The sequence below is a fragment of the Stenotrophomonas sp. CASM110 genome (genome assembly GCF_049384345.1).
Classification (GTDB): domain Bacteria; phylum Pseudomonadota; class Gammaproteobacteria; order Xanthomonadales; family Xanthomonadaceae; genus Stenotrophomonas; species Stenotrophomonas muris.
In genome coordinates, this window is record NZ_JBMRGI010000002.1 from 13,988 (window position 1) to 38,962 (window position 24,975).

Below are 24,975 nucleotides of genomic sequence, written 5' to 3' on the forward strand. Positions count from 1 at the left end.
TGGTGGGTGCGAACCTTGGTTCGCACGCCTTTGGCATGGCCGGGTGGGCGCACCGCCCATGACCTTTGGCCATGGGGCCGGCCATCGCACAGGCCTAGCATCGGAGGATTCCCCGTTGTTGGAAACTGCCTGATGAAGACCCGAGCCCTGGCAATGTCGTTGCTGTTCGCGCTGGCGGCCACGCCTGCACTTGCGCAGACCTCGCCACCGGCCAACGCGGCAGCCCCAGGACTGCTGCGCATCGATGTGGACGCGCGCGATCTGGCCCGGCGCATCTTCAAGGTGACCGCCACCGTGCCGGCCAAGCCCGGCCCGATGACCCTGCTGTACCCGCAGTGGATTCCCGGCAACCATTCGCCCACCGGCCCGATCGACAAGCTGGCCGGCCTGCGCGTGACCGCCAACGGCAAGCCGCTGGCCTGGCAGCGCGATCAGTACAACGTCTATGCGTTCAAGGTGAACGTGCCCGAGGGCGCCAGCGAGATCGTCGCCCACTTCGATTTCCTGTCCTCGCAGGGCGGCAGCCAGGGCCGGGTGGTGATGACCCCGGAAATGCTCAACCTGCAGTGGAACGCCAACTCGCTGTATCCGGCCGGCATCGACGCGCGCCAGCTGCAGGCGCAGGCCAGCGTTACCCTGCCCAAGGGCTGGTCGTTCGCCACTGCATTGGAGACCGCGCGCCGCGACGGTGACACCGTGGTGTTCAAGCCGATCTCCTATGACCATCTGGTCGATTCGCCCTTGTTTGCCGGCGAGCACTACCAGCGCATCGATCTCGATCCGGGCGCGAAGGTGCCGGTGCACCTCAACGTGTTTGCCGACGACGCCAAATCGCTGAAGCCGAGCGAGGCGCAGATCACGATGCACCGCGCGCTGGTGCAGCAGGCCGACAAGCTCTACGGCGCGCGGCACTACAACCACTATGAGTTCCTGCTGGCATTGACGGACCGCCTCGGCGGCATCGGCCTGGAGCATCACCGTTCCAGTGAGAACAGCGCCGACCCGGGCTACTTCACCGAGTGGGACAACAACGCGTGGATGCGCGATCTGCTGCCGCACGAGTACACCCATTCCTGGAACGGCAAGTACCGTCGCGGCGCGGATCTCGCCACCGCCAACTTCAACACGCCGATGGGCGACAGCCTGCTGTGGGTCTACGAAGGCCAGACCCAGTTCTGGGGCCAGGTGCTGGCGGCGCGTTCAGGGCTGTGGTCGACCGCGCAGGCGCGCGACATGCTGGCCAACGTGGCCGCGACCTATGACCGTGGTCGCCCGGGCCTGGCCTGGCGGCCGCTGCAGGACACCACCAATGACCCGACCATCGCGCAGCGCCGCACGCTGCCTTACCGCAACTATCAGATGAGCGAGGACTACTACTCCGGCGGCCAGATGCTGTGGCTGGAAGTGGAGGGCAAGCTGCGCGAACTGAGCGGCAACCGGCGCAGCCTGGATGACTTCGCACGTGCGTTCTTCGGCGTCGGCAACGGCGACTGGGACGTCAACCCGTACACCTTCAACGACGTGGTCGCGACCTTGAACGGCATAGCGCCGTATGACTGGGCGACGTTCCTGCGCGGGCGCCTGGACGGCCACGGTTCGTTGACCGGCGGCCTGGAACTGGCGGGCTGGAAGCTGGTCTACCGCGATACGCCGAACGATGCCTACAAGGCGCAGGAAAAACGCGCCAAGGCGGCATTGCTGGCGTACTCGCTGGGTGCGACCGTGCTCGACAGCGGCGTGGTCGGCGACGTGATCTGGGACAGCCCGGCGTTCAATGCTGGCCTGGCGCCGGGCATGAAGCTGATTGCCGTTGGCGGACGCGAGTACAGCAGCCAGCGCTTGAAGGATGCGGTAGCTGCGGCGGCGAAGGACAAGGCGCCGATCGTACTGCTGGTGAAGCAGTTCGACCGCATCGAAACGATGAACATCGCCTACCACGGTGGCCTGCAGTACCCGGTGCTGGAGCGTATCGCCGGCAAGCCTGACCGCCTTGCGGACCTGTGGAAGGCGCGATGACGCCGCGCGCCCGCGATGGCGTGATCCTGCTGATGGCGATCCTCGCCATCCTCGGCGCGTTCCTGGACGGTGACGGGCGCTGGCTGCACTGGCTGGCCAAGCCCGCGACCACGCTGCTGATCGCGGCCATCGCCTGGCGGGTGTGTGATCCCGCGCAGCCGTTCTACCGGCGCGCGGTGCTGGCTGGCATGCTGCTGTCGTGCGTGGGGGATATCGCGCTGATGTTGCCGGTGGATGCGTTCGTGCCGGGGCTGGTCGCGTTCCTGCTGGCGCACCTCTGCTACATCGTCGCCTTCCGCGATGGCCTGCGTGCCGGACGTGGCCTGCTTGCCGCCAGCGTCCTGCTCGGCGCGTTCGCTGTACTGAATGTACTTGGTCTGTGGCCGCACCTGCCCGCACCGATGCGCATTCCGGTGCTGGCATACGTGGTGGTGCTAGCCTCGATGGCGGTCCTGGCGCTCGCACGCCAGTGGCGGCGACCGCACACCGATGCAATGGATGCCAGCAGCTCCCGCTGGGCGGCCGCCGGTGCGCTGCTGTTCGTCGCCAGCGACTCGCTGCTGGCCTGGGACCGCTTCGCCGGCGGCCTGCCACTGGCCAGCCTGCTGGTGCTGTCCACCTACTACGGCGCGCAGTACGCCATCGCCCGCTCCGTGAAACAGCAAAAAGGGGACGGAGGGGATTAAGTCGCAGACGGCACCAAGGCACAAACGACTTAATCCCCTCCGTCCCCTTTTCGCGTTGACTATCGGAGGGTCGCGTTGCCGGAACGGCCTTGTGCGTCGAAAGAGAGGCGTGCGGACTGGCGATCACCGGCGACTTCGTCCGGCAGCCAGACCAGAGTGCCACCCTTGCGCACGATCACATAGACGTGGCCGACTTCACCGGGAGTGCCCATCAATGCGTTGCGCTGTGCCTGCAGTGCCTGGGCCACGCGCGGCACCGCCTCGAAATCGATGTTGGCCAGCGCCGTGCTGCTGCGGCGCAGGGTGATGGTGGGCGCGAAGCGCTGCGGATTGACCGGGTCGCCCTTGCGCCACTGGCCGCGTTCGAAGTGGTAGCTGTCCACGCGTGACGGCTGCTGCGGATCCACCAGGTCCAGATTGATCCGGCCATCGTCGTAGAAGTGGATGCTGTGGAATACCGTCAGCCGGTGCCCGGCCAGCGCAGGCATCTGTTCCAGTGCCTGGCGGGCGGCCAGCAGGTAGTCCGCATCGAGCAACCGGTTGTTGCGTTCGGGCACCGGCGGCAACCGCGGCTCGGTCATCGGCGCGAGCGAAGCGGGCCTCTCGCGCGCTGGCGGCATGGCGATCGGCGCGCTTGCGCTGTCGGCCTGCACCGAATGGCCCAGTGTTTCGCCCAGCGTCTGCAGGGCTCCGCCTGCCACGGCGACGCCGGCCAGCACCAGCAACACCACGGAGAACACCAGCCGGGTCGAGGGCGGCTGCTTCATACACCCTCCAGGCGAACGTTGCGGCGATCTTCCGGGTCGTACAACAGCGTGACCCGCTCGCGCGGAAGATTGGCCAGCTCGATCAACGGGATGAAGCGGCGCACGCTCACCTGCTGCACGCCACCTTCGCGGTCGATGTATTCCAGCTGGAACTCCACCTGCGGCTGCTCGTTGAGATAGGTGCCGGTCTGGCGCAGCTTCAGCACCTTCGCATCCACGCCGATGCCGCGATACTTCAGCGCGTCACCGCGGGCGTCGGCCTGCAGCAGCCGGCCGAGCAGGCGCAGGCCCAGCGCGTAGCCGCACAACACCAGCGGGCACACCAGCAGCGGATGACCGAGCGACAGGAAGGTCCAGCCCAGCCCCTCACTCTGCAGCCGATAGGCGGCCACATAGCCACTGGCCACCGCCACGATGCCGATCGCTGCGCCGACACCACGACGCCAGAGGCTGGCGACATCCAGTTCGGGTTGCGCCCCCTCCAGCACCACGTTGGGGAACGCGCCCGGCATCCGGCTCAGGCGTACCTCGATACGCTTGCCGGCAACGAAACGCTGCAGTTGCGGCTTGCTGTCCACCACCAGCATCTGTTCGTTGATGGGCGTGCCGGACAGGTTCTGGAAGCCCAGTTGCAGCTTCCACTGAGCGAAGCCGCGCACGTGCACGCCGGTCGGCTCGGCCTGTTCGATCAACGCGTCGCGCGGCTCACCGCCGGCCAGGATGGTGCGCACCCGATGCAGCGCGCGCGGCGGGCCCAGCAGCAGGTAGTGCAGGAAGGCGAGCAGCAGGGCCAGCCACAGGATCACCGACAGCGCGAGCAGCAGCAGGGCCAGCCATGGCGCGCTGCGGTCGGCCAGTTGCACCGGCCACGACGTGCCGACATAGAGGATGCAGGGGAAGGGCAACGCGAAGAACAGCAGGAACGCGCCCCAGAACCAGAGATAGGCCTTCATGGGGTGGTGGGGAACCGATGGAACAGGGCGCGTAGGGTACTACGCTCAGCGGATCTGCAGGGTCAGCAGGAAGTAGCGGCCGAGCGGATCGTCGAGCCCCGGCATCTGGCCACCGTTGCCAACCAGATAGTTCACCGGTTGCGTGTCGAGCACGTTGTGCACGTCCAGCGCGGCGACCACGCGCGGCCCCAGGCGTCGTGCGAGATGCAGGTTCCAGCGCAGCTGCCGGGGGTTCATGCAGTGGTTCTGCTCGCGCTGTTCCTCCGGGCATTCCGCACCGGGCAGCCAGGCGCGCGTGCGCCCCACCTGGTTGCCGCGCAGGGCGATGTCCCAGTTGCTGTTCTGCCACTGCACGTTCAGCACGGCGGCCATCGTCGGCGTGACATGGCCGCGCAGGTCCACCGTTGCATCATGGCCACGTTCGCGGCGCAGTTCCTGCTGCTTCAGCGCATCGAGCGAGAACAGCCACTGGCCGGTGCTGCCGGTATCGATGTGGTACTCCCCGCGCAGTACAAAGTTGCGCGAGGTGGTGCGGCCGATGTTGTCGAAGGACAGGCGCAGGTTGCTCAGGTGGCCGTCCTCGTCCAGCTCCCAGGTGCCGGGGTTCCACACCGCGTCGGCCGGTTGCAGGGCCAGGATCTCGTTGCGCAGTTCGACGATGTTGTGGGTGAGTGACAGCGAGAACGTATCGGTCGGCGTCCAGGTCGCGGCCAGGGAATGGCTGCGCGACCGCTCGGCCTTCAACGCATCGTTCTCCACCACGTCCACGGTGACGCTGCAGCGCCCGTTGCCGCTGCTCTGCGCGCAGTCGGGCAGGGCGCTGGAGGCCGGCAGCTCGATCGCACCGAAATAGCCCGGGGGGCGCCGCTGCTCGAACAGGCTGGGCGCACGGTAGCCGCGCCCGCTGGCAAGCAGGAAGGACCACCGGGGCGTGGGGCTCCAGCGCAGGCCAACACGGGGTGAAAAGGCCTGGTAGTCGCCATCGCGGTCCCAGCGTGCGGCCAGGTCCATGCGCAGCGTGTGCGCCAGGGGCAGGCCGAGTTCGGCGTAGGCGCCGCCACTGCGGCGCGCCAGGTGGCGCTGCTCCTGCGGCAGGCCCAGCGCCAGGTCACCCTGGCTCAGCAGGGCGTCGGGATGCGAGGTCCAGCGCTCCTGGCGCAGGTCGATGCCGGTGGCCAGCTGTGCAGCACCGCCGGCCAATGGCATCAGCTCCCGCTGCATGCCCCACCAGCCCTGCCACTGCTCGGTGCGCCCGCGATTGCGGATCGACGGGAACAACTGCTCGGCCGCGCCCGCCGGCAACGAGGTGAAGCCGGGCAGGAAATCCAGTGTCTCGGCGACCCGCAGCAGGGGCTCGGCGCGCACGGTGCCCGACGTGGACAGGCTGACATCGCTGCGCTGTGCGCTGATGCCGGCATCCCAGCTGCGCCGGCCCTGGTCGCGGCCAATGCCGAAGGTGACGTCGGCGTCGGTGGCACGTACATGCGGACGCACGTTGCCAGCTTCGCGCAGCACGCTGTTGAAGGTGAAGCCGTACAGGCCGATGGCAACGGCGGTTGGACCAAGGTCGAAGCGTTGCCGGTTGTGGCTGGCCCGCGCCTCGGCGTAGGCATAGCGACCTTCGCCGCGCTCATGCCGGTAGCGCAGGTAGGCCGAGGCGGTATCCGAGGCCGGTTGCAGCGAGCGTGGTCGGGCGCTGTCGAACCAGCAGGCACCATCGCGCCGCGTCAATGGGCCTTCGCAGCGTTCTGCCGGCCAGTAGCGTCCATCGCGGAACGCGCCGATCAGGTACTGCGAGGTTTCCGCATGCCATTGGCGGCGATCACCGGCCACGTGGTCGATGCGGTGCAGGTCGATGCCGGCGAACCAGCGGTCCCCTCCGTCGCGCACGCCGCCGGTGGCCGCCTGCACGCGATACTGGCCAGCGTCGCCGCGCCCGCTCAGGCCGGTCTGCAGCATGGCTTCCGGGCCGTCAGCCTGGTCGCGCAGGATGATGTTGACCACGCCGGACATCGCGTCGGCGCCATAGATGGCCGAGGCGCCGCCACGTACCAGCTCGATGCGTTCGACGAAGCTGAGCGGAATTCCCCCAAGATCGGTGAGCCCACCCTGTTCCAGCGACACCATGGGATAGCGTGGCAGGCGACGGCCATTGACCAGGAACAGGGTCGCACGCGGGCCCATGCCGTCCAGGCTGGTGGTGGTGGCCGCACCCACCGGCAGGTACTGCGAATCGCCACTGCGCGAGGTGCTCATCGCCGGGTGGCCGTTCATGCCCGGCAAGTGCCGCAGCAGGTCGAACAGGCTGCCGTAGCCGCTGCGCAGGATGTCATCGCGGTCGATGATGGTGACCGGCAGCGTGGTCTGCACGGAGGTGCGCGGCAGCCGGCTGCCGGTGACATGGATCGGCGCCAGTTCCACCTGCGGCGGCGCGTCGGCGGATTTGTGTGGCGAAGGTGCTGCGGGCGTGGCGCGTGCCGCGACCGAAGGTCGCGATGGGAGCGCGGGGTGGGTACGGCGTACGACGAATCCGCCAGCGGGCGTACGCAGGATGTTCACCGGCATGCCCGCGACCAGTTCCTTCAGGGCCGCGGCCGCATCGCGGTGGCCATGAGTGCCGGCCGTGCGCAGGCCATCCAGCTCACGCGCATCGAACAGCAGGGCAATGCCGCTCTGTCGCGCCCATTGCTGCAGGGCCGGCGCCAGCGGGCCTGAGCCAACATCGACCTCCAGGGTGCCCGCTTGCTCGGCCGCAGCGGCAGACGGCAGCGCGGGGATGCCCAACGCGAGGCAGAACAGGGTGCGGAGCAGCAGCCCCCCCTGCAGCGCGCCCGGTACTGCCATCACCGCAGGCCTCCTCAGTACGTGCGGCGCAGTTCCAGCGCGCCATCCGGTCGCGTCTGGCCAGCCACCGACCAGCCCAGTTCCAGTGCCGACAGCAGTTCCTGCGCGTCGCCGGCACGGAAGGTGCCGCTTACCGCCAGGCTGGCGATTTCCGGATCGGCGATCACCAGCGGCGTGTGGCCGTAGCGGTTCATGCGTTCGACCACGATCGACAGCGGTGTGGCATCGAACACCAGCTGTCCCTGCAGCCAGCCTTCAGCGGCGGCATTGGACGACAGTGCCGGACCGGGCTGGATGCGGCCACTCGGCAGTACCTGCAGTTGCTGGCCGGGCGCCAGGGTGTGCTGGGTGCCCCCGCTGCTGACTTCCACCGCACCTTCCAGCAGTGCGACTTCGACCAGGCCATCATGCAGGCGTTCCACCTGGAAGGTGGTGCCGATGTCGCGGATGGTGCTGTCGCCGGCGCGCAGCTGCAGGGCCTTGCCCGACGGTGCGACCTGCAGCTGCAGGCGGCCACGTTCCAGCACCAGGTTGCGATGGCGCCAACCGAAACGGGCGTGCAGGGTGGTGCCCGCATCCAGCGTGGCCACGCTGCCATCGGCAAGCGTCTGCAGCCGGGGCTGGTGGGAATCGTTGGCGTAGCGCAGCGGCGTGGGGTTGCCGTCGACGGCAATCATCCAGCCGATCCCGATGGCCAGGCAGACGCCTGCGGCAGCGGCCACTGCCGGCAGCCAGCGACGCGGCGCCGGCCGTGCCGCACGTGCCGCGGCGGTGCGCAGCCACGGGTCGGCGGCCAGTTCCTCGCCCTGCTGGAACAGGGTCTCGGCCTGGACCCAGGCAGTAACATGGGCCGGGTCCTCGGCCAACCAGTCCTCGAACGTCTCGCGCTCGCCCGGCGTACAGTCCGGAGCCTCCAGCCGCGCCACCCAGGCGCTGGCGCGTTCGAACAGCTGCGTATCTTCCCTGGGCCTGGCGTGACTCATCCGTTGTCCCTGTCGTTGTGCAGCGGATCCGTTCCGAGTTCCTGGCGCAGGCCCTGCAGGGCGCGGGCGATGTGTTTTTCCACGGTCTTGGCAGTAATTCCACAGTGCCGCGCGATCTGCGTGTAGCTCATGCCGGTGATCCGGTTGAGCAGGTACACCTCGCGCGCGCGCTCGGGCAGCTTGAACAGGGCCTGCCGCAGCAGGGACAGCATCTGCCCGGACTCGGCCTGGCGCAATGGATCGGGCGACGTGCTGGAAGGCTCGTTGCCGCCATCATGTTCGGCGAGGGACAGATGCGGCCGCGACTGCGACGAACGGCCGCGGTCTGCCAGGCGGTTGCGGGCGATACGATACAGCAGCAGCCGCAGCTCGTCGGCACTGTGCGCGCGATAGCGGATCAGCCGCTCCATGCAGTCCTGCGCGATGTCCTCGGCATCCTCCGGCCCGACACCGCGCGTGCGCAGGAACGCACACAACGGCGCGCGTTCCTCCCGCACGAACGCAATGAACGCGTCCGCCGGCGCGGACAGGTCCGGCGCGCGATGGATCAGAGGAGAGGGGGCGGACAGGGCTGGCCTCGGACGTCGGTGGCGGGTACGTCTTCGAGTTTTACGCGACGATGACCGGATGGGGAAGAGTGTGCGTGGCCCACGAATCCATTGTGAATGCGTTCATGTTTCGAGGGGCGCTGCACTGGGGGAGGGCGCACCGTCCGGACGTTGAACTTTCGACCCGTGCGTTGCGGGTGGAGAGAGAACACATGAAGCATTCGAAGTTGAGCCTGGCCCTGGCAGCGTTGCTGGGCATCACCGCCATGGCGGCGGTTGATGACGTCATGGCAATGAATTATCACGTGCAGGACGATCGCGTCTTCCTCAGCGGCGGCGTAACCGTTGCCGATGTGGTGGCGCTGCCCGCGCTGCTGGCCAAGGCGCAGGCCGAAGGACGCCCGATCCGCGAAGTCGTGCTGCGCACGTCCAACGGTGGCGCGCTGATCGCCGGCGAGTGGCTGCAGGCGGTGATCCGCACCCAGGGCCTGGACACGATTGTGTCCGGCCACTGCATTTCGTCCTGCTCGATCATGCAGTCCGGCGGCGTCAACCGTTATCTCGGCGGCGACCTGCCGCTGGTCGATTCGGTGCAGATCCATGCCGCCAGCAGTGGTGGCAGGATCACCTACGCACCGTCGCCGCGCATGACCCAGATCTACACCGGCAACTATGGCGGCGGCATGGATGCCGGCCTGCTGCACAAGGCCATGTATGAGGTGGTGCGGCCCAATGGCCTGCTGGTGTTCCGCGACCCGGCGCGCACCACGGGTACATCGGTCACCTTCGATCCGGATGGCAGCGGCAGCAAGCTGGAGTCGTTCCCGGGCCAGGACATCCGCGGCAACAACATCATCAACACGGCAGGCTATCGCGATCCGGGCGACACCCTGCATGTGACCAGCAACGTCAGCGGCGACATCAATCCGGGCTACCTGCGCACCGCGCGCCAGTTGCAGGCCTTCGTCGACGACGATTTCGCGCGCTGGAACACCGATTGGGCCAGCACCTACATAAACTACGCGGTGAGCCTGTACAACGTCTCCACGCGGGGGCCGAACGGCATCGGCACGCAGTCGCTGCAACAGCTGCTCGCCGATCCCGACCTCCAGGATGAGCTGCGCGGCCAGTTGCGGCTGGCCGATCTGGATGCGTCCACCCTGGCAGGTTCGGCGGGCGTGATCCGTGTCAGCAACGGCGCCACCTGGCGCACCGCCGAAACCACCGGCGCCGATTTCATGCTGGTCGACAACGGCACCATCGCGCTGGAGGGCGGCGCGCTGCGTACCCCCGAGCTGCGGGTGATGCCCGGCAGCGTGGTGGTTGGCCATGGCGATATCGCATCGGTCGGCACCGACAGTGATGCGTTGCTGGATGGCACCGGCCCGTCCTGGCGCGAAGACGGCTTCAACCGACTGCGCGTGTTCGGCACGCTGATGCCGCGTGGCGGTGATCTGGTGACCCACGGCTACGTCAACATCATGCCCGGCGGGCAGGTGCTGTTCGATGTTACCGAGGCCGGGGGCACCGGCAGTGGCCGCCTGCGCGTCGGCAGCTTCTACGATGGCGGGGCCGAAGAGGGGGCGCTGGTGATCGCGCAGGGCGCACACCTGGCGTTGAACGTCGCCCAGGGCTTCTATGCCGGCGGCTACCGCCGCGATCTGGTTGAAGGGCCGATCTACCAGGGCGGTTTCCAGGATGCCGTGCGACTGGGCGACACCGGCTACAGCGCCAGCATCACCGCGGGCGAAGTATTCCGCCCGCGCCACAATTCGCTGCTCAGCTTCAACGTCAACCAGACGGCCGACGGGCTGTGGCTGACCGCCAACCCGGGCTTCGATCAGCTGGGCCTGTTTGCCAACGGCACCTCCGGCGATGGACTGGGGCGCGCGCTGGCAGCCGCATCGGATCGCCAGGACAGCGGCCTGAAGTCGCTGCTCGGCGCACTGCAGTTCGCCGACCGCGATGTGATCGCACAGCAGGCCGGCGCCCTGCGCGGTGATGCACACGCCAGCCTGCGCCTGGCCGACAATGCACTGCTGGGCAGCATCGGCAACGTGGTGCAGCAGCACCAGGCAGCGATGCGCAGTGGCGGCGATGCCGATGGCCTGGCCTCGCAGGCGGCGCAGTCGGTGTCGGCGCAGCCGGGCATGCGCCATGGCAGCCTGTTCAACCAGCTGGCCATGCATCTGGTCGAGCCGGCCGGCGAGGCTGCTGGCGACAGCCGCGCGGCGGGTGGCAGCCGTGGCCTGTGGGCGCGCGGTTTCGCCAGCCATGGCCGCATCGACGCCGACGGTGGCGTGGCCGGCCTGAGCCATAACATCGGCGGCATCGTGGTCGGTGCCGACACGCACGTGGCCGATGACCGCGTCACCCTCGGCGTCAGCGTGGCCGCCGCGGACATGTCGACCAAGGCCAGCGATGGCTCCGGTTTCAGTGGCGACGTGCGCGCGCTGGATGTGGGCGGCTACCTGGATGCGACCTATTCGCGTGGCTACCTGTCGGCGGCCGTGCGCTACACCGACCTGCGCCACGATACCCGCCGCAGCCTTTCGGCCATCGATGGCCTGCAACAGCCGCTGCGTGCCCGATACAGCAACGACGCGATCTCGGCGCGGGTGGAGCATGCGTTCTCCTTCACCACCGGCAAGGGACTGGTGATCCAGCCGCTGCTGCCGGTGGTGGATTACGCGCGGACCTCGGCCACCCGCTTCAACGAAGGGCAGGGCGCTGGTGCGCTGGCAGGACGCAGCGGCAGCCTGGAGAGCATCCGCGTGGGTGCCGGCCTGCAGCTGTTCAAGACCTTCGAGGGCAACAACGGCGAGCGCATCACCCCGCGTGCCCGCGTGGTCTGGCAGAAGGAGCTGGGCGACTCGCAGGCGCGCTATAGCACCGGTTTTGCTGCGGCCCCGGACCTGGTGTTTGGTGCCAGCAGCCAGGCCGTGGGCGAGCAGGTACTGGCCTGGAACGTGGGCGTGACCAGTCGCGCCAGCGAGCGCCTGTCGATCATGGCCGACTACGTGGGTGAGCGCCGCGACGGGCAGATCCAGAACGGCGTGATGCTGGGTCTGGGCTACCGGTTCTAAGCGGTACCCGGCCCCGGCGATATGCGTATCGCCGGGGCCATCCCATCAGGGCAGGTGCTGCGGTATGGTCGGCAGGGAACTCCCGCCAGGCCCCGTCATGCAGATCGCCGTTTTCAGTGCCCGCCCCTACGATCGTCGCTTCCTGGACGAGGCCAACCAGCGCGATGCGACCGGGCAGGGCTTTGCGTTCGTGTACTTCGATGCCGCGCTGGACGTGCATACCGCTGCGTTGGCACAGGACTGCGCCGCCGTCTGCGTGTTCGTCAATGACCGCCTCGACGCGCCGGTACTGCACGCGCTGCATGCACTGGGCGTACGCGCCGTACTGCTGCGCTGCGCCGGCTTCAACAATGTGGACCTGGCCGCCGCGAAAGCGCTGGACCTGTTCGTCGCACGGGTGCCGGCCTATTCCCCCGAAGCCGTGGCCGAGCACGCGCTGGCGCTGGTGATGACGCTCAACCGGCAGACCCATCGCGCCTACAACCGCGTGCGCGAGGGCAACTTCATGCTCGATGGCCTGCTCGGGCGCACCCTGCATGGGCGCACGGTCGGCATCGTCGGCACCGGCAAGATCGGCCTGGCCACCGCGCGCATCTTCAAGGGCATGGGCTGCACCGTGCTGGGGCACGACCCGTATCCATCGCCGGCCTTCGCCGGCGTGGGAGGCAGGGTTGGTCTGGATGAACTGCTGGCGCGGGCCGACATCGTCTCGCTGCATTGCCCGTTGACGCCCGATACCCAGCACCTGATCAATGACGCCTCGTTGGCGCGGATGAAGACCGGCGCGATGCTGGTCAACACGTCACGCGGCGCGCTTGTGGACACCCATGCGGTGATCCGCGCGCTGAAATCGCGGCGGCTGGGTCATCTGGCCATCGACGTCTACGAGCAGGAAAGCGCGCTGTTCTTCCAGGACCTTTCCGGCGAGATCATCGACGACGAGGCCTTCCAACGCCTGATGACCTTCCCCAACGTGCTGGTGACCGGCCACCAGGGCTTCTTTACCGTTGAGGCGCTGCAGGAGATCTCGGCGATCACGTTGGGGAACCTGCGGGATTTCGCCGCTGGGCGCGCCTGCGTCAATGCGGTGGGTACTGGCTGATAATGCGGCCAGGTAAGCCACCGACGATGCCTGCAGAGGGAGTAATACATCCATGACCCAGACGACGTTCAGGGCCATCATGAAGTGGATCAATCTGGCGGTCGCGCTGCTGATCATCCTGCTGGCGACGCGTTACCTGTGGAGCCGGGCCACCAGCGGACAGCTGGGCGGCATGCACGACGTCGCCCTGGTCGGGCTTTCGTTGTTCTGCGTGTTTTTCGGGGTGTTGACGGTGCAGTCGATCCGCCGCGCCAGGGGCAGGCAGGGGGAGCGCCAGCAGGCTGACCTCGATTGACCTGCTGATCGCCACCCCCTACAATTCCCTGCTAGGCCGGAATAGCTCAGTTGGTAGAGCGGCGCATTCGTAATGCGTAGGTCGCAGGTTCGACTCCTGTTTCCGGCACCATGCTTCCCTATCGCTTACAAATCAGCGATTTACGATCCCCTGCGGTACACGTGTGGGGTACAGTGGGAAGCACAACGGTACGATCCTGAGAAGCCGATTTCTGGTCACTTCGCTGCTTGTTGCGCGGATTCTCCTCGGGCTGTTCGATCCCTCGATTCTGACTTCCCTGCTGGATACGCTGTGCGGTCGAGTGGATCAAGTTCTGCCCAAGCGTTGGCCTAGCGAGGCGTACCTGCGACGCTCGCGATGGGAGCTAGGCGAGGACGACCTCGTTGGCGATTGACTCCACCACACGACCTGCGAGAGATCGATAGGTCACCTGATGGCGGGCGAGTTGCGAGGAGTGGGCGCGTTGCCAGCAACGGCATCAGTGTCGGTCTCAACTGCATCCGTCAATCGAACCGCATCGATGATTGGCGATAGTTTGGATTTTCGATATCTGCGGGGCTGTGCTTTAGTTCTGATCTGCCCACAATCGGACTGACGCAATGCTAAAAGTTGCACTAGAAAGGTTGCTTCCTGGCGAAATTGCCAGGATCGAAGCAGGGAAGACGGCATACGGCCTATACCTCATGATCGGTCTTCCCTTTCGGGCCAGGCTTATAGTGGACCTCCGGACGCGCTCTGGAACGACTGGCAGGGGCGAGCGCAGATGAGGTCACCGCGCCCCTCTAAAGCGCAGCGCGACGCTGTCGTAGCCAATGACGCGTCCTATGGGCCGGTCTCACGTCAATCGCATTTGCTGGAAGTTCCGATACGGCGTCTCTCTGATCTGATGGGCCCTGACACCACGCTACGCCAGATTTACTTCCTTATGGCGCTGTGGCGCGTAGATGCGGCGGGATTGTCTGCGCGTAGTATCGAGAAGCAGATGAGCAGGGCTGTCCCTGTTGCCCAAAGCACCATTAGTAGATCCCTACGCATACTTCGGGAGTTGGGGTTGGTTGAAGTCTTCTTGGCACCGCACGACGGTAGGATCAGGTTGACTCGACTAAGCCCACTAGGTCGGTCATTCATGACTAGTCTGCGGGACTTGGTGCCGTGTGATGACGAGAAAAAGACAGATAGGGGCGGCGAGGTGCCGAGGAGTTCCAAGCTATCTGGTTGAGGTGGTCTGCAAGGCATTGGGGCGTAATGTTGAGTCTTAGATTACGCCCCTCCTTCTATTTCTCCGCCTACAACGGGCGATGAGAATCGCGGTAGCGGGTTCCAGTGCACACAAGTTGAAGTGCCGTGCTCGCTTGCCTTCAAGTGAATCTAGGGCGAGGGCGCTGATTAGGGCTAAGTCGGCATCGGAACTACGCCGAATAGGTCTGCGATGGGGCGGGAGCGGATGGCATCGCGGTGGCAGCGCCTATTAGGCAACTCTCCAATTGGTCCGTTATGGCGGTGCGCATTGGAAGTAAAGCGTTCAACAAATATCGCTTAGACGATCTCTATTGCACTGGAGGTTGGGCCGAAAACTTCCCAGTCGGATCTGCACTAATCCTGGCTCCATCCAGGCATTCCTCGCTCACCTTCCTCTGCTCATCCAAGAGGATGAAGAGCGCCGACTGCATGCTTTTTCCCTGAACTGCAACCATTGCACTGGGCATGTACCTGTCTATCATTCCCCTCTCGACGTCCGACAGTGGCTTCCCGAGGCGATAGGCGTCTACGGCGCTGCTAAGAATCGTAGCATTCAGTATGCAACTCCGAATCCCTTGGCGGTCATAAGTGCTTTTCTCAAGAATAGCCAGCCTTCTCTCGATCTCGGAGTTCCTTGCCGAGATCTTGCCATTCTCTCTCGCAAACTCTTGCTGGTAGCCGCGAGCCTCTTTCAAGCCTGCCTCGGCTTCAGCAATTGACGATTGTGAAATGAGATAAGTGGCCGCCGCGCCCGCGCATGCCCCGAGGATCAATAAAGCGATTGCTTTTGTACTCATGACTTCCTTGTTTGAATGTCAACAGCTACGGGGCTGTTCAGATGCGTGAATTCTATCATCGCCCAACCACCGGGATCATCCGAAATGCAATGCTGCCCGATCCCCTGGTCGCTCAATGTCATCTTGAGCGGGTATCCATCATTTCTGGAAAGCGCATACGTATGGCTGTCGAGCTGGACTGGGTGAGCGGGAGGGCTCCTGGAATTTCAAGGTGATGAAGGACAGGCGTACGCGGCTATGCCAAACGCTGGGAGCGCCGGAAAAGCGGTCTGCCGGGTTCGGTCGGGCCCCCTTAGTTCTTGACGTGCCGGTTCGATTGAATCGCGGCGTCGAACTAGTACGGTAGAGCGAAGTCGTAGTCCTGAACAGGTTTGCGAGGAGCCATTTCTGAGATGGAGCAGTTCGCGAGACATTCGCCGAGCAACCGCAGGCGGGCTATCGCGAGGCCTACTGCTTCCTCGGGGACATGCATGACCAACTCTGCGGCACCCACCAGTTGTCTCGAACTATGGGCAATGACGGTGCTAGCTACCACTTGTCCATGTTGTCCAGGCTTGACGATCACTTCCAGTTCCATAGCGGCGACGGGACCGCGTGAGTGCTGCGCGGGGAGCGGCCTTGTGTTTCCGGCATGATGCTTCCACATCGCTTAAAAATCAGTGGTTTACGATCCCCTTCGGTACACCAGCGGGGTGCAGTTGGAAGCATTGCAGGCCGCCTGTAGAACGTCAATGGGTAGCTTTGGCGCTAGGTATTGCGCAAATTCTCTGCAGCCCATTTCCTCCGCGCTGTCTATCTCGGCACCAATAGCGCTGACGGCTACCGGCACTGTCCCCGCTGAAGCACCTACGTGCCAATTAGCACGTAGGATGTGCGTGGCTGCGTTGCTGATGTGGTCGTTTTTCGCTTGATGAAGGCTATCGAAGAACGCTCAGAAGCCTACTGAAGTTCTTCCCTTTATCGAGGAAATCAAAGACGTCCTCTCCGCCCAGCTGTGCACCAGCGCTGTGGTGGATGTCATTGTCTAGATCAAACGCCGACTTGAAGTACATATCGGTAGCGCTTCGACCAAAAAGAGCGGTGTAGCTGAGTAGGAAGTGAGGGGCGCAACTGGGGGCTTGGCCTGGTTCCATCCCTAAACGTTGTGCGTAAGCATCGTGAACTCCCCATACGTACCCCATTGCGATTGGACTTTGAGAGATCTGCTTGAAGTACAAGTCAGGGCTTCCCATCATCGCTAGGGTCAAGTACTGATTGGCATGCCTTGCCAACTCACTCCTGCTGAGATCAGTGGTGGTTGGCTTCTTCCTGAACCATCCAAACATCGGTCATCCTTAGGGCTCCATTTGGAGCTAATTAGACAGCGTTTCTGGAGTGAAGCCAATAAGCGTCGGTGCATCTTGCTGGCCTGTCATTGATATATCCCGTTTGGATCGGTACTGATTGGCGGTGGGATCGACGCTGTCTCCTCGCAACGGGGTCGGTCGTCCTCGCTATCATTCAAGCGTATCCGGGCGCATCGGAACGTTTGCGTGGTCGAATGCCTCTACTCTTAGCTCGGCGTCTATCCGAGGCCCAGCGAGGCTCATAGAAGGTTCTTAGCGGGGGCGCTTAGGCATGTGGTTTGAGGCTCCGTCGATTCACTAGGAGGTCGTGGTCGGCGGCCTTCAGAACGGCAGTCAGGACGCCTGGGCGGCAGGGATCGTCTGGAAGTATGTCGATCTGTGGGTGCTTGGCGCGCTTCACACTACGGCGGCTGACCGAATGGTCTAGGTAGACCGCACGGACCTGCACGGAGCGCTTCATACCGCTGGGGAACATGGTGACGGGAACGTCCATGAACTCCCCGCAGCCTGCGAGTCGGTCCAGACCGAATCGCGACGAGTAGGGGGGAGGGGGCGGTTCGCTGGGGCGCTGCCATCGCACGACCAGGCCCAGTGTTACAGGGCAGCAGGATAGGTGGAGGCCGGGATTCCAACCAGCGGCCCGAGAGAGCTGGCCTACCTTCTCCAGCATGGCATGTGCGGGGAGGTTGGTGGATGCGGGGATGGTCACCTGTGTGCCTTCGCCTTGCATCTTGAGAAGGGCCATGAAGTAGCGGACACCCGATGCAGTGACGAATCCCTCTGCCTTAAGGCGCATTCGGTAGTCCATTGGGTCGATTGTGGATAGATCCACAGGAAGTCGCGGCTTCTTGGGTGCGCGCTTGCGAGGGGCGTCAGGAGGAAGCTTCCGGCCCTTCTTCAGGGAGGCGCTTGCGGCCTCGAAGGCCAGGCTCTTCTCCTTGTGCAGCTGGCGTAGGGCTGCAGCGGTGTGTTCGACTATCTCCGTGGTGGACGGTGGATAGAAGCGCCCGTTCCGCATTCTGGGGCCGTACGGGGTTTCGTCGGTGAACATTGGGCGCGCGGAAGCTCCACGCAGGTTGGGCGCAGGCGGCATGAAGTAGTCCTGGGTGTGGCCGGGTTGGGCCGGCAAGAGTGGTCACCCGATCAGTGAACGCTTATGCGTATACACCTACGGGGCTGGTCCGTTCTGTCGGAGGAAGAGGTGTTGTTATGCGTATACACCTAAGGGGCTGGTCCGTTCCGTCGGAGGGAGAGGGATGCTTATGCGTATACACCTAAGGAGCTGGCATCTCTTAAGTAGGGCAGGGCAGGAGAGGGCAGAACCAATGCTCGCCTTGCTCATCGGGAGATTGGAAAGAAATGCTGCTTTAGCAGCTTGACTTTGAGGGATAGCTCTTCGAGAGCGGGTGGTCGTCTTCAGTAGCGCACGGCCTGCCCTGGCTGATGTGGTGGTTGCTTGGTCATTGGTCGAACACTATTAAGCAAAGCTCGCTCGTCCCTTCTATCTCTCCGAGGGTAGGCTCAGACCTCGGTCCAGCGGTGCCTATAGTCCATAGCAAGGATATGGAGGCGGTGAGAGTGTTCTGGGCGCTACCGGAGGTAGGTAGATGTAACGTGCGAGGTTTGACCTCATGTTGACGGCGCGATGTGGTGCTAAAACTTCGGCTAAAAAATGCTTCCCGCTTACAAGGGTCCGGGCGAATTGAACGTCGGTGATCTTGCAGGCAACGTGTTTTGAGCTGAAGCTGCTCTACTCGGCCCTGTACACGCTCAGCGGCCCGTTCGCGGCCAAACGCATCAACACCCTTCAGCCGAGCCGTTGCTGCCTGTGGTCCCAGGCAGTGACCGTCGCACGCCACCTTTGCCTGCCACGCGGCGGCTTCGTGCCCGCTTCGGACGCGTAGGTATGGGGTTCAACCTGGGGCTTGGCCTTCCAGCCTCTTTAGCAATCTCGAAACACCCGCACGGGTCCACTCAGCGCCTCTAGGTGTCAGAATCCCCCGACTGTTGAGGGAGGACACGATGCCGCCCAACGTGGTGACGCCGGTGTTCTGAAGTTCCCTTACGGTGTCTTCAAGTCTTCGCGCGAACGCGTTCGCCTTGCTCTGCACTGCCTTCATAGCCGCAGCATTGCCCTTCCCGGCGCGCCTTAGTGCTTCGGCACCATTGGGGTTGCCCAGCACTTGGCCACGCGCCTTGGCGACCTGTAGGGCGGCTTTGGTGCGGTTTGAGATGGCTACCCGTTCCTGTTCCGCGACCAGTGCAAGGATGCCGACCGTCAGCTCACAGGCATCGGGCATGTCGGCGGCAATGAATCGTGCGCCAGAGTCACGCAGTGTGAGCAGGAAGGCTGCGTTTCGACTAAGCCGGTCCAGCTTGGCAATGAGCAATGTCGCTCCAGTGAGCGAACACAGGCGCAGCGCCTTCAGTAGCTCAGGGCGGGTGTTGTGCTTGCCGGACTCGGTTTCGGTGTACGTCTCAACGATCACGCCACCGCGCTGCGCAGAAAGTGCCTCACACGCCGTGCGCTGTGCCTCAAGGCCAAGGCCGGATGCGGCCTGAGAGCGAGTGGACACGCGGTAGTAGGCGATAAAGCGGGGGGTGACAGGCATGATGTATCAAAGTCACTAACGTTCGTTAGGGGACAGGATACACTTCCTCGAGCCGATTTGAGCCCAATGCTTCCTGCGCGGAGGGGTGTCATCGACTATTGATTGCCGTTAATGGAATGTGATAAAAAAGTCGTGCCCGCTCGAAATTGAGAGCGGGGTCACAGTTAGCACGTCCGGCCAATGTCTGCAAAGCGCAGCCAGTGACCACCGGAGCGCGGCGGCTATCAGGCTCGATGTTACTTCGACAACGATGGTCATCACGAGTTCCTCCAGGACTATGCGACGAATTGATCTTCACGTATGCGGCCAAGCTTCGGATCAGCCGAGGTGGGTAAGGCACCTCGCGAGAGGGCCTGTATTTAACAGGGGGGGGAAAGGTCGCCGCAGCCTCCCCCTTCCTGTAGAGGCTAGGAAGCCAGTGAATGTGAAGATCTTGAAGCCTACGACAGCCCTGCAAGCGGCGCTGCTCTCGAGAAGTTACATCCATTTCGACCGACGACTGACCACGAAGGCTTGCAAGGCGCTGGTCGAAAGTCCAGAGGCGGTTCGTAAGCATGCTTTCTTGCCCTTTTTGCAGCAGGATATCGTGCGACTTCGCATCAAGCGTGATGCGACAACGGGGGAGCCTGTAAAGAAACATAAGATCAGACCGATCAAGTATGCGTCGCATGCTGACTCGGCGATCTATGCCTATTACAACTTCATTCTTTCGCAGCTGTACGAAGAGCGCATAGGCGACTCGGAGCTCGCGGAAGCAGTGATTGCATTCAGGGCGCTAGGCAAATCGAACATCGATTTGGCGCAGCAGGCGTTCCATTGGATCGCAGAGAATCGTCCATGTACTGCGCTTGGCTTCGATGTAGAGGATTTCTTTGGTTCGCTCGATCATGGGACCCTGAAGCAGTCCTGGGCCAGCCTTCTTTCGACCAGTGCGCTCCCCCCGGATCACTACGCCGTCTACAAGTCGTTGACGCGACACGCATCTGTACGCCTTGATAGGGCTCGTCTGGAGCTAGGTATCAGCCGGACAGCGATGAAAAAGCGTCGCATTGAAAGGATTTGCAGTCCCGAAGAATTCAGGGAAAAGATACGAGCCGGTGGATTGATATCGGTCAATCCCGCGAAAGCTGGTGTTCCGCAAGGCTCCCCTATCAGTGCGCTGCTTTCAAATATTTACATGATGCCTTTCGATCAGCGAATGCTCGCTGAGACCAAGGCTGTCGGGGGCTTCTATCGACGCTACTGTGACGACATCTTGGTGGTGGTTCCAACAGAACATGTTTCTACGGTCAAGGGTTTGGTCGCCACTGAACTGAGCGCGCTTAAGCTCAAGCTCCAGGAATCCAAAACGCTTGAATGTACCTTTGCTCCAACCTCTAGTAAGCCCCTTCAGTATTTGGGGCTTCTTTTCGATGGCGCGCAGATCACGCTTCGCTCGGCTGGGATCGCTCGTTTCAATGCGCGCATGAGGCGGGGTGTGAAGTCCTTCCGGAATTCTAAGAAGTACGACGGTCAGACTCCCATCTTCTACCAGCGAAGGAAAGTGTTGATCCATAGGTACACGGAGAATGTAAAGCCTGGAGAGCGCAACTTCACGACCTATGTAAAGCGTGCAGTGAAAGCTACTGGATCAGAGGCGATCAAGCGTCAGCTACGTCGGCATGGTCGGCGCTTTGCAAAGCTCGTGAAGGACTAGTGAGCTGCTATCGAACTGCTCTTGATCTGTTGAGGGCGATCCTTCGCTGTAGCGCTTGCTCAATGCTTAAGCCATGAGATGAAAATCAGAACGGCGGCGGCGGCCGAAGCGCCAAAGAAGACATTGAGCGCACCTCGCCTTCCTTCCGCGATTTTTTTTGTGGCGTTCAACTGTTCAAGGATAGCTTCGTCAATGAGCTGTGAGCGCGCCTGAGTGTGCAGACGCGCTGCTGCTGAGCTATCAATTTCGGCAGGTCCCTTTGAAGGCCTCCGTCGAAGGTGCTTACTTTTCATGTGCGTTCATTTGAACTCAGTTGAGTGAGGTTGACGCTGGTGCGCAACAAGCGCGTTTGGAAGGCCTGCCCACGATATCAAAGTGCGATGCCTGGGGCGGAGTATGGCGTCATTGCCCGCGCTGCGACTGCCAATACCTCGCCTGCTAAGTTCCTGATTCGCAGCGCCGATGAGCTCAGAGCACGGACAGGTGGTCGGTATGTACCAGCTCACGCACCCGCGCACAGACCACACTTTGATTGGACAGACTGTCCTATTTCGTCCCTTGGGTGCTGAAGATCACGGCAGTGGCACCCCGTCTTGCCCTCAGGCTGGACACGAGGTCGTCATCAAGCGTCCTCCCCCGGTGCAACCGTAGCCGCTGCGCCGGGAAGACGAAACGCCTGCATGCGGGCACCCCGACGGGGGTAAAGCCGCCAGTTGATCTATCTATGCCCCTTCGGGAAATTGCAATGAAAACCGCGCCTGGTTCCACGCCAGGGTCCGCCCCAAGCCCACCAACGACGCATTAGCGCGCCGCCTGAAGTGCACCAGACGTCAGCCTAAAGTCCACCCCAAGTCTTTCTCGGGACCGGCTTGGGGAACACGTTACCTGCGCCTCGGTTCCTGTTGACCTCTGCTGCCCCGGCCTTGCCTCCGAACTTGTCGCGCAGGCAATGCTCAATCAGTGCGGCGATCATCCCCTGTGCATACCGGTTGACCACAGTCCAGTCCGGGTAAGTCTTAGTGCCGTTGACGATGTAGCGCAAGGCTTGCCGTTGGTTCGCCGCCTCCAATAGCTGCACTGTCGGCAGCAGGTTCGCAGCACTCGGCCAGAGACGGTCGAGGCGCATCTCCATCGCCCTTTCATGGATTCGGGGGAGATCGTGGTTCAGCTTTAGGAGGGCATCCAAGGTGGCTCCACGGCTCCTTAGAAATGCCTTCAGGCCCAGCTCCAGCGATTGAGCAATGAGCATGTACGGGACCACGGACCGGTCGTCCTGCTGCTTCACCATATCGGCGGCACGTTGGTAGTCGTGGGCGTACCTCAGGAGGCCAAGGGAGGAGGTGCGCTCCTCTTCGTCTGCGATCTGTTCGGGGGTCTTCTTCGCCACGGAGGTGTCCTCGTGGGGCGGTTGCTGGGGTGGGGAACAGGGCAATACGATACGCCTGTCATTGAAAGGGAACTCAAATGATCGCGCCACCCACCAACGTCCTATGTCGCACCTTCTTCATCAAAGCCGCCAGCTACGGCACCGCGTTCACCTTGGAGGTGGACGGTATCGAATACCTCGTGACAGCTCGGCACCTGTTCGACACAGAGGCAGCGGAGCATGAGGTCTCAGTCCACGTAAACAACGGGCTGACCAAGCTCGACATTCTGCAACTGGATTTCGGTCGGGGGGAGGCTGATATCGCGGTGCTAAGGGTCCGCCAGCGCTTGTCGCCTCAGGGAATGGACTTGGAGCCTACGGTCGCGAACATGACGTTAGGGCAGGACGTGTTCATCCTGGGTTTCCCTGACCAAATGTATGAAGACGTGGGCATGCACATGAATGGCTTTCCTTGTCCACTGGTGAAGCGGGGGACCGCCTCCAATCTTGGTATGCGTGATCCGCAGGAACTGTTGGTGGACGTGTGGTCAAACCTTGGGTTCTCCGGGGGTCCCGTCGTGTTCTCGCCGCTTGATAAACCGAAGGTCTTTCGGGTGGCTGGTGTCATTTCAGGCTTCAAGCTGTACCACGAACCGGTGAAGGATAAGGACGGCAACGACACCGGAATGTATGTCGAGGTGAACTCGGGCTTCCTCCGTGCGTATGGCATCAAACACGCTCTGACGATTATTGAGCGGATGGCCGCTAATCCTCCCTCAGACACCAGCCATTAGACCGCCGCTACCGGAAGCACACCCGATGAATCCAGCAGAGACCTTCTGTGCGCAGCTCTACGCGGTCCACTCAGGTCGTGTGCCGTTGTTCGTGGGCATGCAGAGGCCCTTTCGCAAGGTCTATCCGCTCGTCTTCCAGAACCATGAAGGTATGCCACTGGGTCTCGTCGGCTGCGCCTGGAATGAAGGCATGGACCCGGACCTAGCGCAGCTCTATCACATAAGCGCCTTTCAACCTGGCTCAGGGGCGGGGAGCGAAATCATGTCCGCCCTCTGCGCCCTTGCGGACGAACTCCAGGTTCGCATCACAACGCAGCCCGAATTGATCGGCGTGGGTGTGCCCGGCTGGGCAGTGCCTGACGATGGAGAGGCGGCGCTAAGGCGATGGTATACGCGGTTTGGATTCACGCGGATCGCTGGTGTTCACCTCGAAAGGTCGCCGAAGCTCACCCCTCCGACCGCCTGACGGCACAGGTCCAAGCTTAGCACGCGGGCGTAGCTGTTCATTGTAACGCCCTCGCGTTCATGGCCCGCCACCTGCTGCACGACTTCCTTGGGGGCACCAGCGTTCAGGGCGGCGGTAATGAACGTGGCTCGCAGACCGTGGAACACGAGGCGACGGTCTGTGATCCCGAGTGAGCGGATACGTCGGCCCCATGTCTTCCCGATCCCGTGTCCTCGTTTGCGGTCAGGGCCTCCGGGCACAAGGCCGGGCAGCAGGAAGCCGTCGCCAGTGTTCGCCGTCAGCTCGACTAGCAGCTCCCGAATCGCAGGATGCACCGGGACCACGCGTACCGCAGCGGCAGACTTACCTTCGCGGACGTGGATTACCTCGGCTTCGGCGTCGTAGTCGGCAACCGTCAGAGCGCACACCTCGTTCAACCGCATGCCGGTGTAGAGGGCAAGCAGCGTCAGCGGGTACAGCAGGGGTTCCCTTCGGTCATCCTTCAGCCCCCTCAGCACCACCAGCAGTTCCCCCTCAGTCCATGCCCTGCGAGGAGCCTCTTGCCCGCGTTTTGACTTCTTCAGCGTCGCCTGCATGCGGTCGAAGGGGTTGGCATCAACTTCGCCTCGCAGCATTGCCCACTGGAACCAGCCCCGGCAGGCGGATACCTCCTTCGTCTTTGTCACCCTAGACACTGGACGGGGTTGAATCACCTTCGCTACGAACTGTCCGGCAGTGACACGGGTCACGGTCGCCATCTCGACGTTGCTCCCTACCCAGTTTACGAACACGCGGCAACGCTTCTCGGTCTCAGCCAGGGACTGTGCTGTGAGGTCTCCTGCGCGCTCATGTAGGTAGGTCTCTAGGCTGTCGGCCACGGTGACCCCGAGTTGTCCCAGCGCGGCCCTGTGGGCGCGTCTCACGCCCTCGACATCGACCTGTGCGCCTGCATCTTGCTGCTGCACGATATACCTCTCCACGTCGCGGCCGACCTGGGCTTCCACGTCGTTGGCTGTGATCGCTCCAGCCTGCTGCATGGCGAATACCTCGCGCGCACGCTCCACGATCAGCTCCGGTGACCATTGATCGATGCCATCTCGGATCAACCGGTGGGCAACCTCGGCACGTCTGACGTAGACCTCAGGCTCGTGCCGCATGTCTCCCTTGCCCACGGCGACTGCCCAAGCTTTCCATCCCGCAATGATCGGTCCAGCCAGTTCTACGGCATCGCTGAGGGAGCTGGTGCCCAACGCCTGCACTAGGTCGTGTCTGCCTGCGATACGTTGCACTGAGCGAGGAAGCACATAACGAGCGGAGTAGGTGTTGCCACGGCGCTTGATGCCGGAGGGGAGGGACATTGTGTGGTGCGGGTACAGAGTGCGGGCACAAAGGGTACAGCG

20 protein-coding genes and 1 tRNA gene are annotated in these 24,975 nt (G+C 63.3%); 10 read left to right on the top strand and 11 right to left on the bottom strand.

The annotated features are described in order from the left end of the window. The first annotated feature begins 132 nt into the window (after positions 1 to 132). The gene (locus tag VG561_RS01445; protein ID WP_423179296.1) at positions 133 to 2,016 is read left to right on the top strand and encodes a M61 family metallopeptidase; all 1,884 of its coding nucleotides are present in this window, start codon (positions 133 to 135) and stop codon (positions 2,014 to 2,016) included. Next, entirely contained in the window at positions 2,013 to 2,702 is a 690-nt protein-coding gene (locus VG561_RS01450) for a lysoplasmalogenase (protein WP_423179297.1), read from the top strand. The genes VG561_RS01445 and VG561_RS01450 overlap by 4 nt, the downstream gene beginning before the upstream one ends. Before the next feature lie 59 nt (positions 2,703 to 2,761). Here VG561_RS01450 and VG561_RS01455 read toward each other — a convergent pair whose 3' ends face one another. From VG561_RS01455 to VG561_RS01475, 5 genes are read right to left on the bottom strand one after another with little or no spacing between them, the layout of a single operon-like run. After that, complete coding sequence (locus VG561_RS01455; RefSeq protein WP_197604545.1) at positions 2,762 to 3,469, bottom strand: hypothetical protein; 708 nt, start codon at positions 3,467 to 3,469, stop codon at positions 2,762 to 2,764. Further along, positions 3,466 to 4,422: a hypothetical protein gene (locus VG561_RS01460; RefSeq protein WP_423179298.1), complete on the bottom strand. Its 957-nt coding sequence runs from the start codon at positions 4,420 to 4,422 to the stop codon at positions 3,466 to 3,468. The genes VG561_RS01455 and VG561_RS01460 overlap by 4 nt, the downstream gene beginning before the upstream one ends. A gap of 45 nt (positions 4,423 to 4,467) precedes the next feature. Continuing rightward, positions 4,468 to 7,266: a TonB-dependent receptor plug domain-containing protein gene (locus tag VG561_RS01465; RefSeq protein WP_288495141.1), complete on the bottom strand. Its 2,799-nt coding sequence runs from the start codon at positions 7,264 to 7,266 to the stop codon at positions 4,468 to 4,470. Between the two features lie 14 nt (positions 7,267 to 7,280). Next, a complete protein-coding gene (locus VG561_RS01470) occupies positions 7,281 to 8,249 on the bottom strand; it encodes a FecR family protein (protein WP_075076111.1) in 969 nt (322 codons plus the stop codon). Beyond that, positions 8,246 to 8,779, bottom strand: coding sequence for an RNA polymerase sigma factor (locus VG561_RS01475; protein WP_075076110.1), 534 nt, complete (start codon positions 8,777 to 8,779; stop codon positions 8,246 to 8,248). Before VG561_RS01475 ends, VG561_RS01470 begins: the two co-directional genes overlap by 4 nt. A 230-nt stretch (positions 8,780 to 9,009) precedes the next feature. Here VG561_RS01475 and VG561_RS01480 point away from each other — a divergent pair, with 230 nt between their 5' ends. From VG561_RS01480 to VG561_RS01500, 5 genes are all read left to right on the top strand, one after another. Then, on the top strand, positions 9,010 to 11,883 hold the full coding sequence (locus VG561_RS01480; protein WP_423179299.1) for an autotransporter domain-containing protein: 2,874 nt from the start codon (positions 9,010 to 9,012) through the stop codon (positions 11,881 to 11,883). Between the two features lie 97 nt (positions 11,884 to 11,980). Next, positions 11,981 to 12,985 carry a 2-hydroxyacid dehydrogenase gene (locus VG561_RS01485; RefSeq protein ID WP_262093240.1) on the top strand — a complete coding sequence of 335 codons (1,005 nt, stop codon included), beginning with the start codon at positions 11,981 to 11,983 and terminating at the stop codon, positions 12,983 to 12,985. Positions 12,986 to 13,037: 52 nt separating this feature from the next. Beyond that, positions 13,038 to 13,280, top strand: coding sequence for a hypothetical protein (locus VG561_RS01490; RefSeq protein WP_069117429.1), 243 nt, complete (start codon positions 13,038 to 13,040; stop codon positions 13,278 to 13,280). Positions 13,281 to 13,315: 35 nt separating this feature from the next. Beyond that, positions 13,316 to 13,391 (top strand) — tRNA-Thr (locus VG561_RS01495). Between the two features lie 871 nt (positions 13,392 to 14,262). Then, the gene (locus tag VG561_RS01500; RefSeq protein WP_423179300.1) at positions 14,263 to 14,499 is read left to right on the top strand and encodes an ArsR family transcriptional regulator; all 237 of its coding nucleotides are present in this window, start codon (positions 14,263 to 14,265) and stop codon (positions 14,497 to 14,499) included. A 328-nt stretch (positions 14,500 to 14,827) separates the two neighbouring features. Here VG561_RS01500 and VG561_RS01505 read toward each other — a convergent pair whose 3' ends face one another. The 3 genes from VG561_RS01505 to VG561_RS01515 form a co-directional block, all read right to left on the bottom strand. Further along, on the bottom strand, positions 14,828 to 15,316 hold the full coding sequence (locus tag VG561_RS01505; RefSeq protein WP_423179301.1) for a hypothetical protein: 489 nt from the start codon (positions 15,314 to 15,316) through the stop codon (positions 14,828 to 14,830). A 1,611-nt stretch (positions 15,317 to 16,927) separates the two neighbouring features. After that, complete coding sequence (locus tag VG561_RS01510) at positions 16,928 to 17,713, bottom strand: hypothetical protein (RefSeq protein WP_423179302.1); 786 nt, start codon at positions 17,711 to 17,713, stop codon at positions 16,928 to 16,930. A gap of 862 nt (positions 17,714 to 18,575) precedes the next feature. Beyond that, positions 18,576 to 19,274 (bottom strand): recombinase family protein, encoded by a 699-nt coding sequence (locus VG561_RS01515; RefSeq protein ID WP_423179303.1) that lies wholly within the window; start codon positions 19,272 to 19,274, stop codon positions 18,576 to 18,578. A 424-nt stretch (positions 19,275 to 19,698) separates the two neighbouring features. Between VG561_RS01515 and drt2 the strand changes: the two genes are divergently transcribed. After that, complete coding sequence (gene drt2, locus VG561_RS01520; RefSeq protein ID WP_423179304.1) at positions 19,699 to 20,970, top strand: antiviral reverse transcriptase Drt2; 1,272 nt, start codon at positions 19,699 to 19,701, stop codon at positions 20,968 to 20,970. A gap of 59 nt (positions 20,971 to 21,029) precedes the next feature. On the opposite strand, the gene VG561_RS01525 is transcribed toward drt2, so the two are convergent. Both VG561_RS01525 and VG561_RS01530 read right to left on the bottom strand, forming a co-directional pair. Next, positions 21,030 to 21,263 carry a hypothetical protein gene (locus VG561_RS01525; RefSeq protein WP_423179305.1) on the bottom strand — a complete coding sequence of 78 codons (234 nt, stop codon included), beginning with the start codon at positions 21,261 to 21,263 and terminating at the stop codon, positions 21,030 to 21,032. A gap of 542 nt (positions 21,264 to 21,805) precedes the next feature. Beyond that, positions 21,806 to 22,357 (bottom strand): hypothetical protein, encoded by a 552-nt coding sequence (locus tag VG561_RS01530; protein WP_423179306.1) that lies wholly within the window; start codon positions 22,355 to 22,357, stop codon positions 21,806 to 21,808. A gap of 77 nt (positions 22,358 to 22,434) precedes the next feature. Between VG561_RS01530 and VG561_RS01535 the strand changes: the two genes are divergently transcribed. Together VG561_RS01535 and VG561_RS01540 are read left to right on the top strand one after the other, a co-directional pair. Next, positions 22,435 to 23,130, top strand: coding sequence for a S1 family peptidase (locus tag VG561_RS01535; protein WP_423179307.1), 696 nt, complete (start codon positions 22,435 to 22,437; stop codon positions 23,128 to 23,130). Between the two features lie 25 nt (positions 23,131 to 23,155). Continuing rightward, entirely contained in the window at positions 23,156 to 23,596 is a 441-nt protein-coding gene (locus tag VG561_RS01540) for a hypothetical protein (RefSeq protein WP_423179308.1), read from the top strand. On the opposite strand, the gene VG561_RS01545 is transcribed toward VG561_RS01540, so the two are convergent. Next, positions 23,554 to 24,933, bottom strand: coding sequence for a tyrosine-type recombinase/integrase (locus tag VG561_RS01545; protein WP_423179309.1), 1,380 nt, complete (start codon positions 24,931 to 24,933; stop codon positions 23,554 to 23,556). The genes VG561_RS01540 and VG561_RS01545 overlap by 43 nt on opposite strands. Positions 24,934 to 24,975 lie beyond the last annotated feature (42 nt).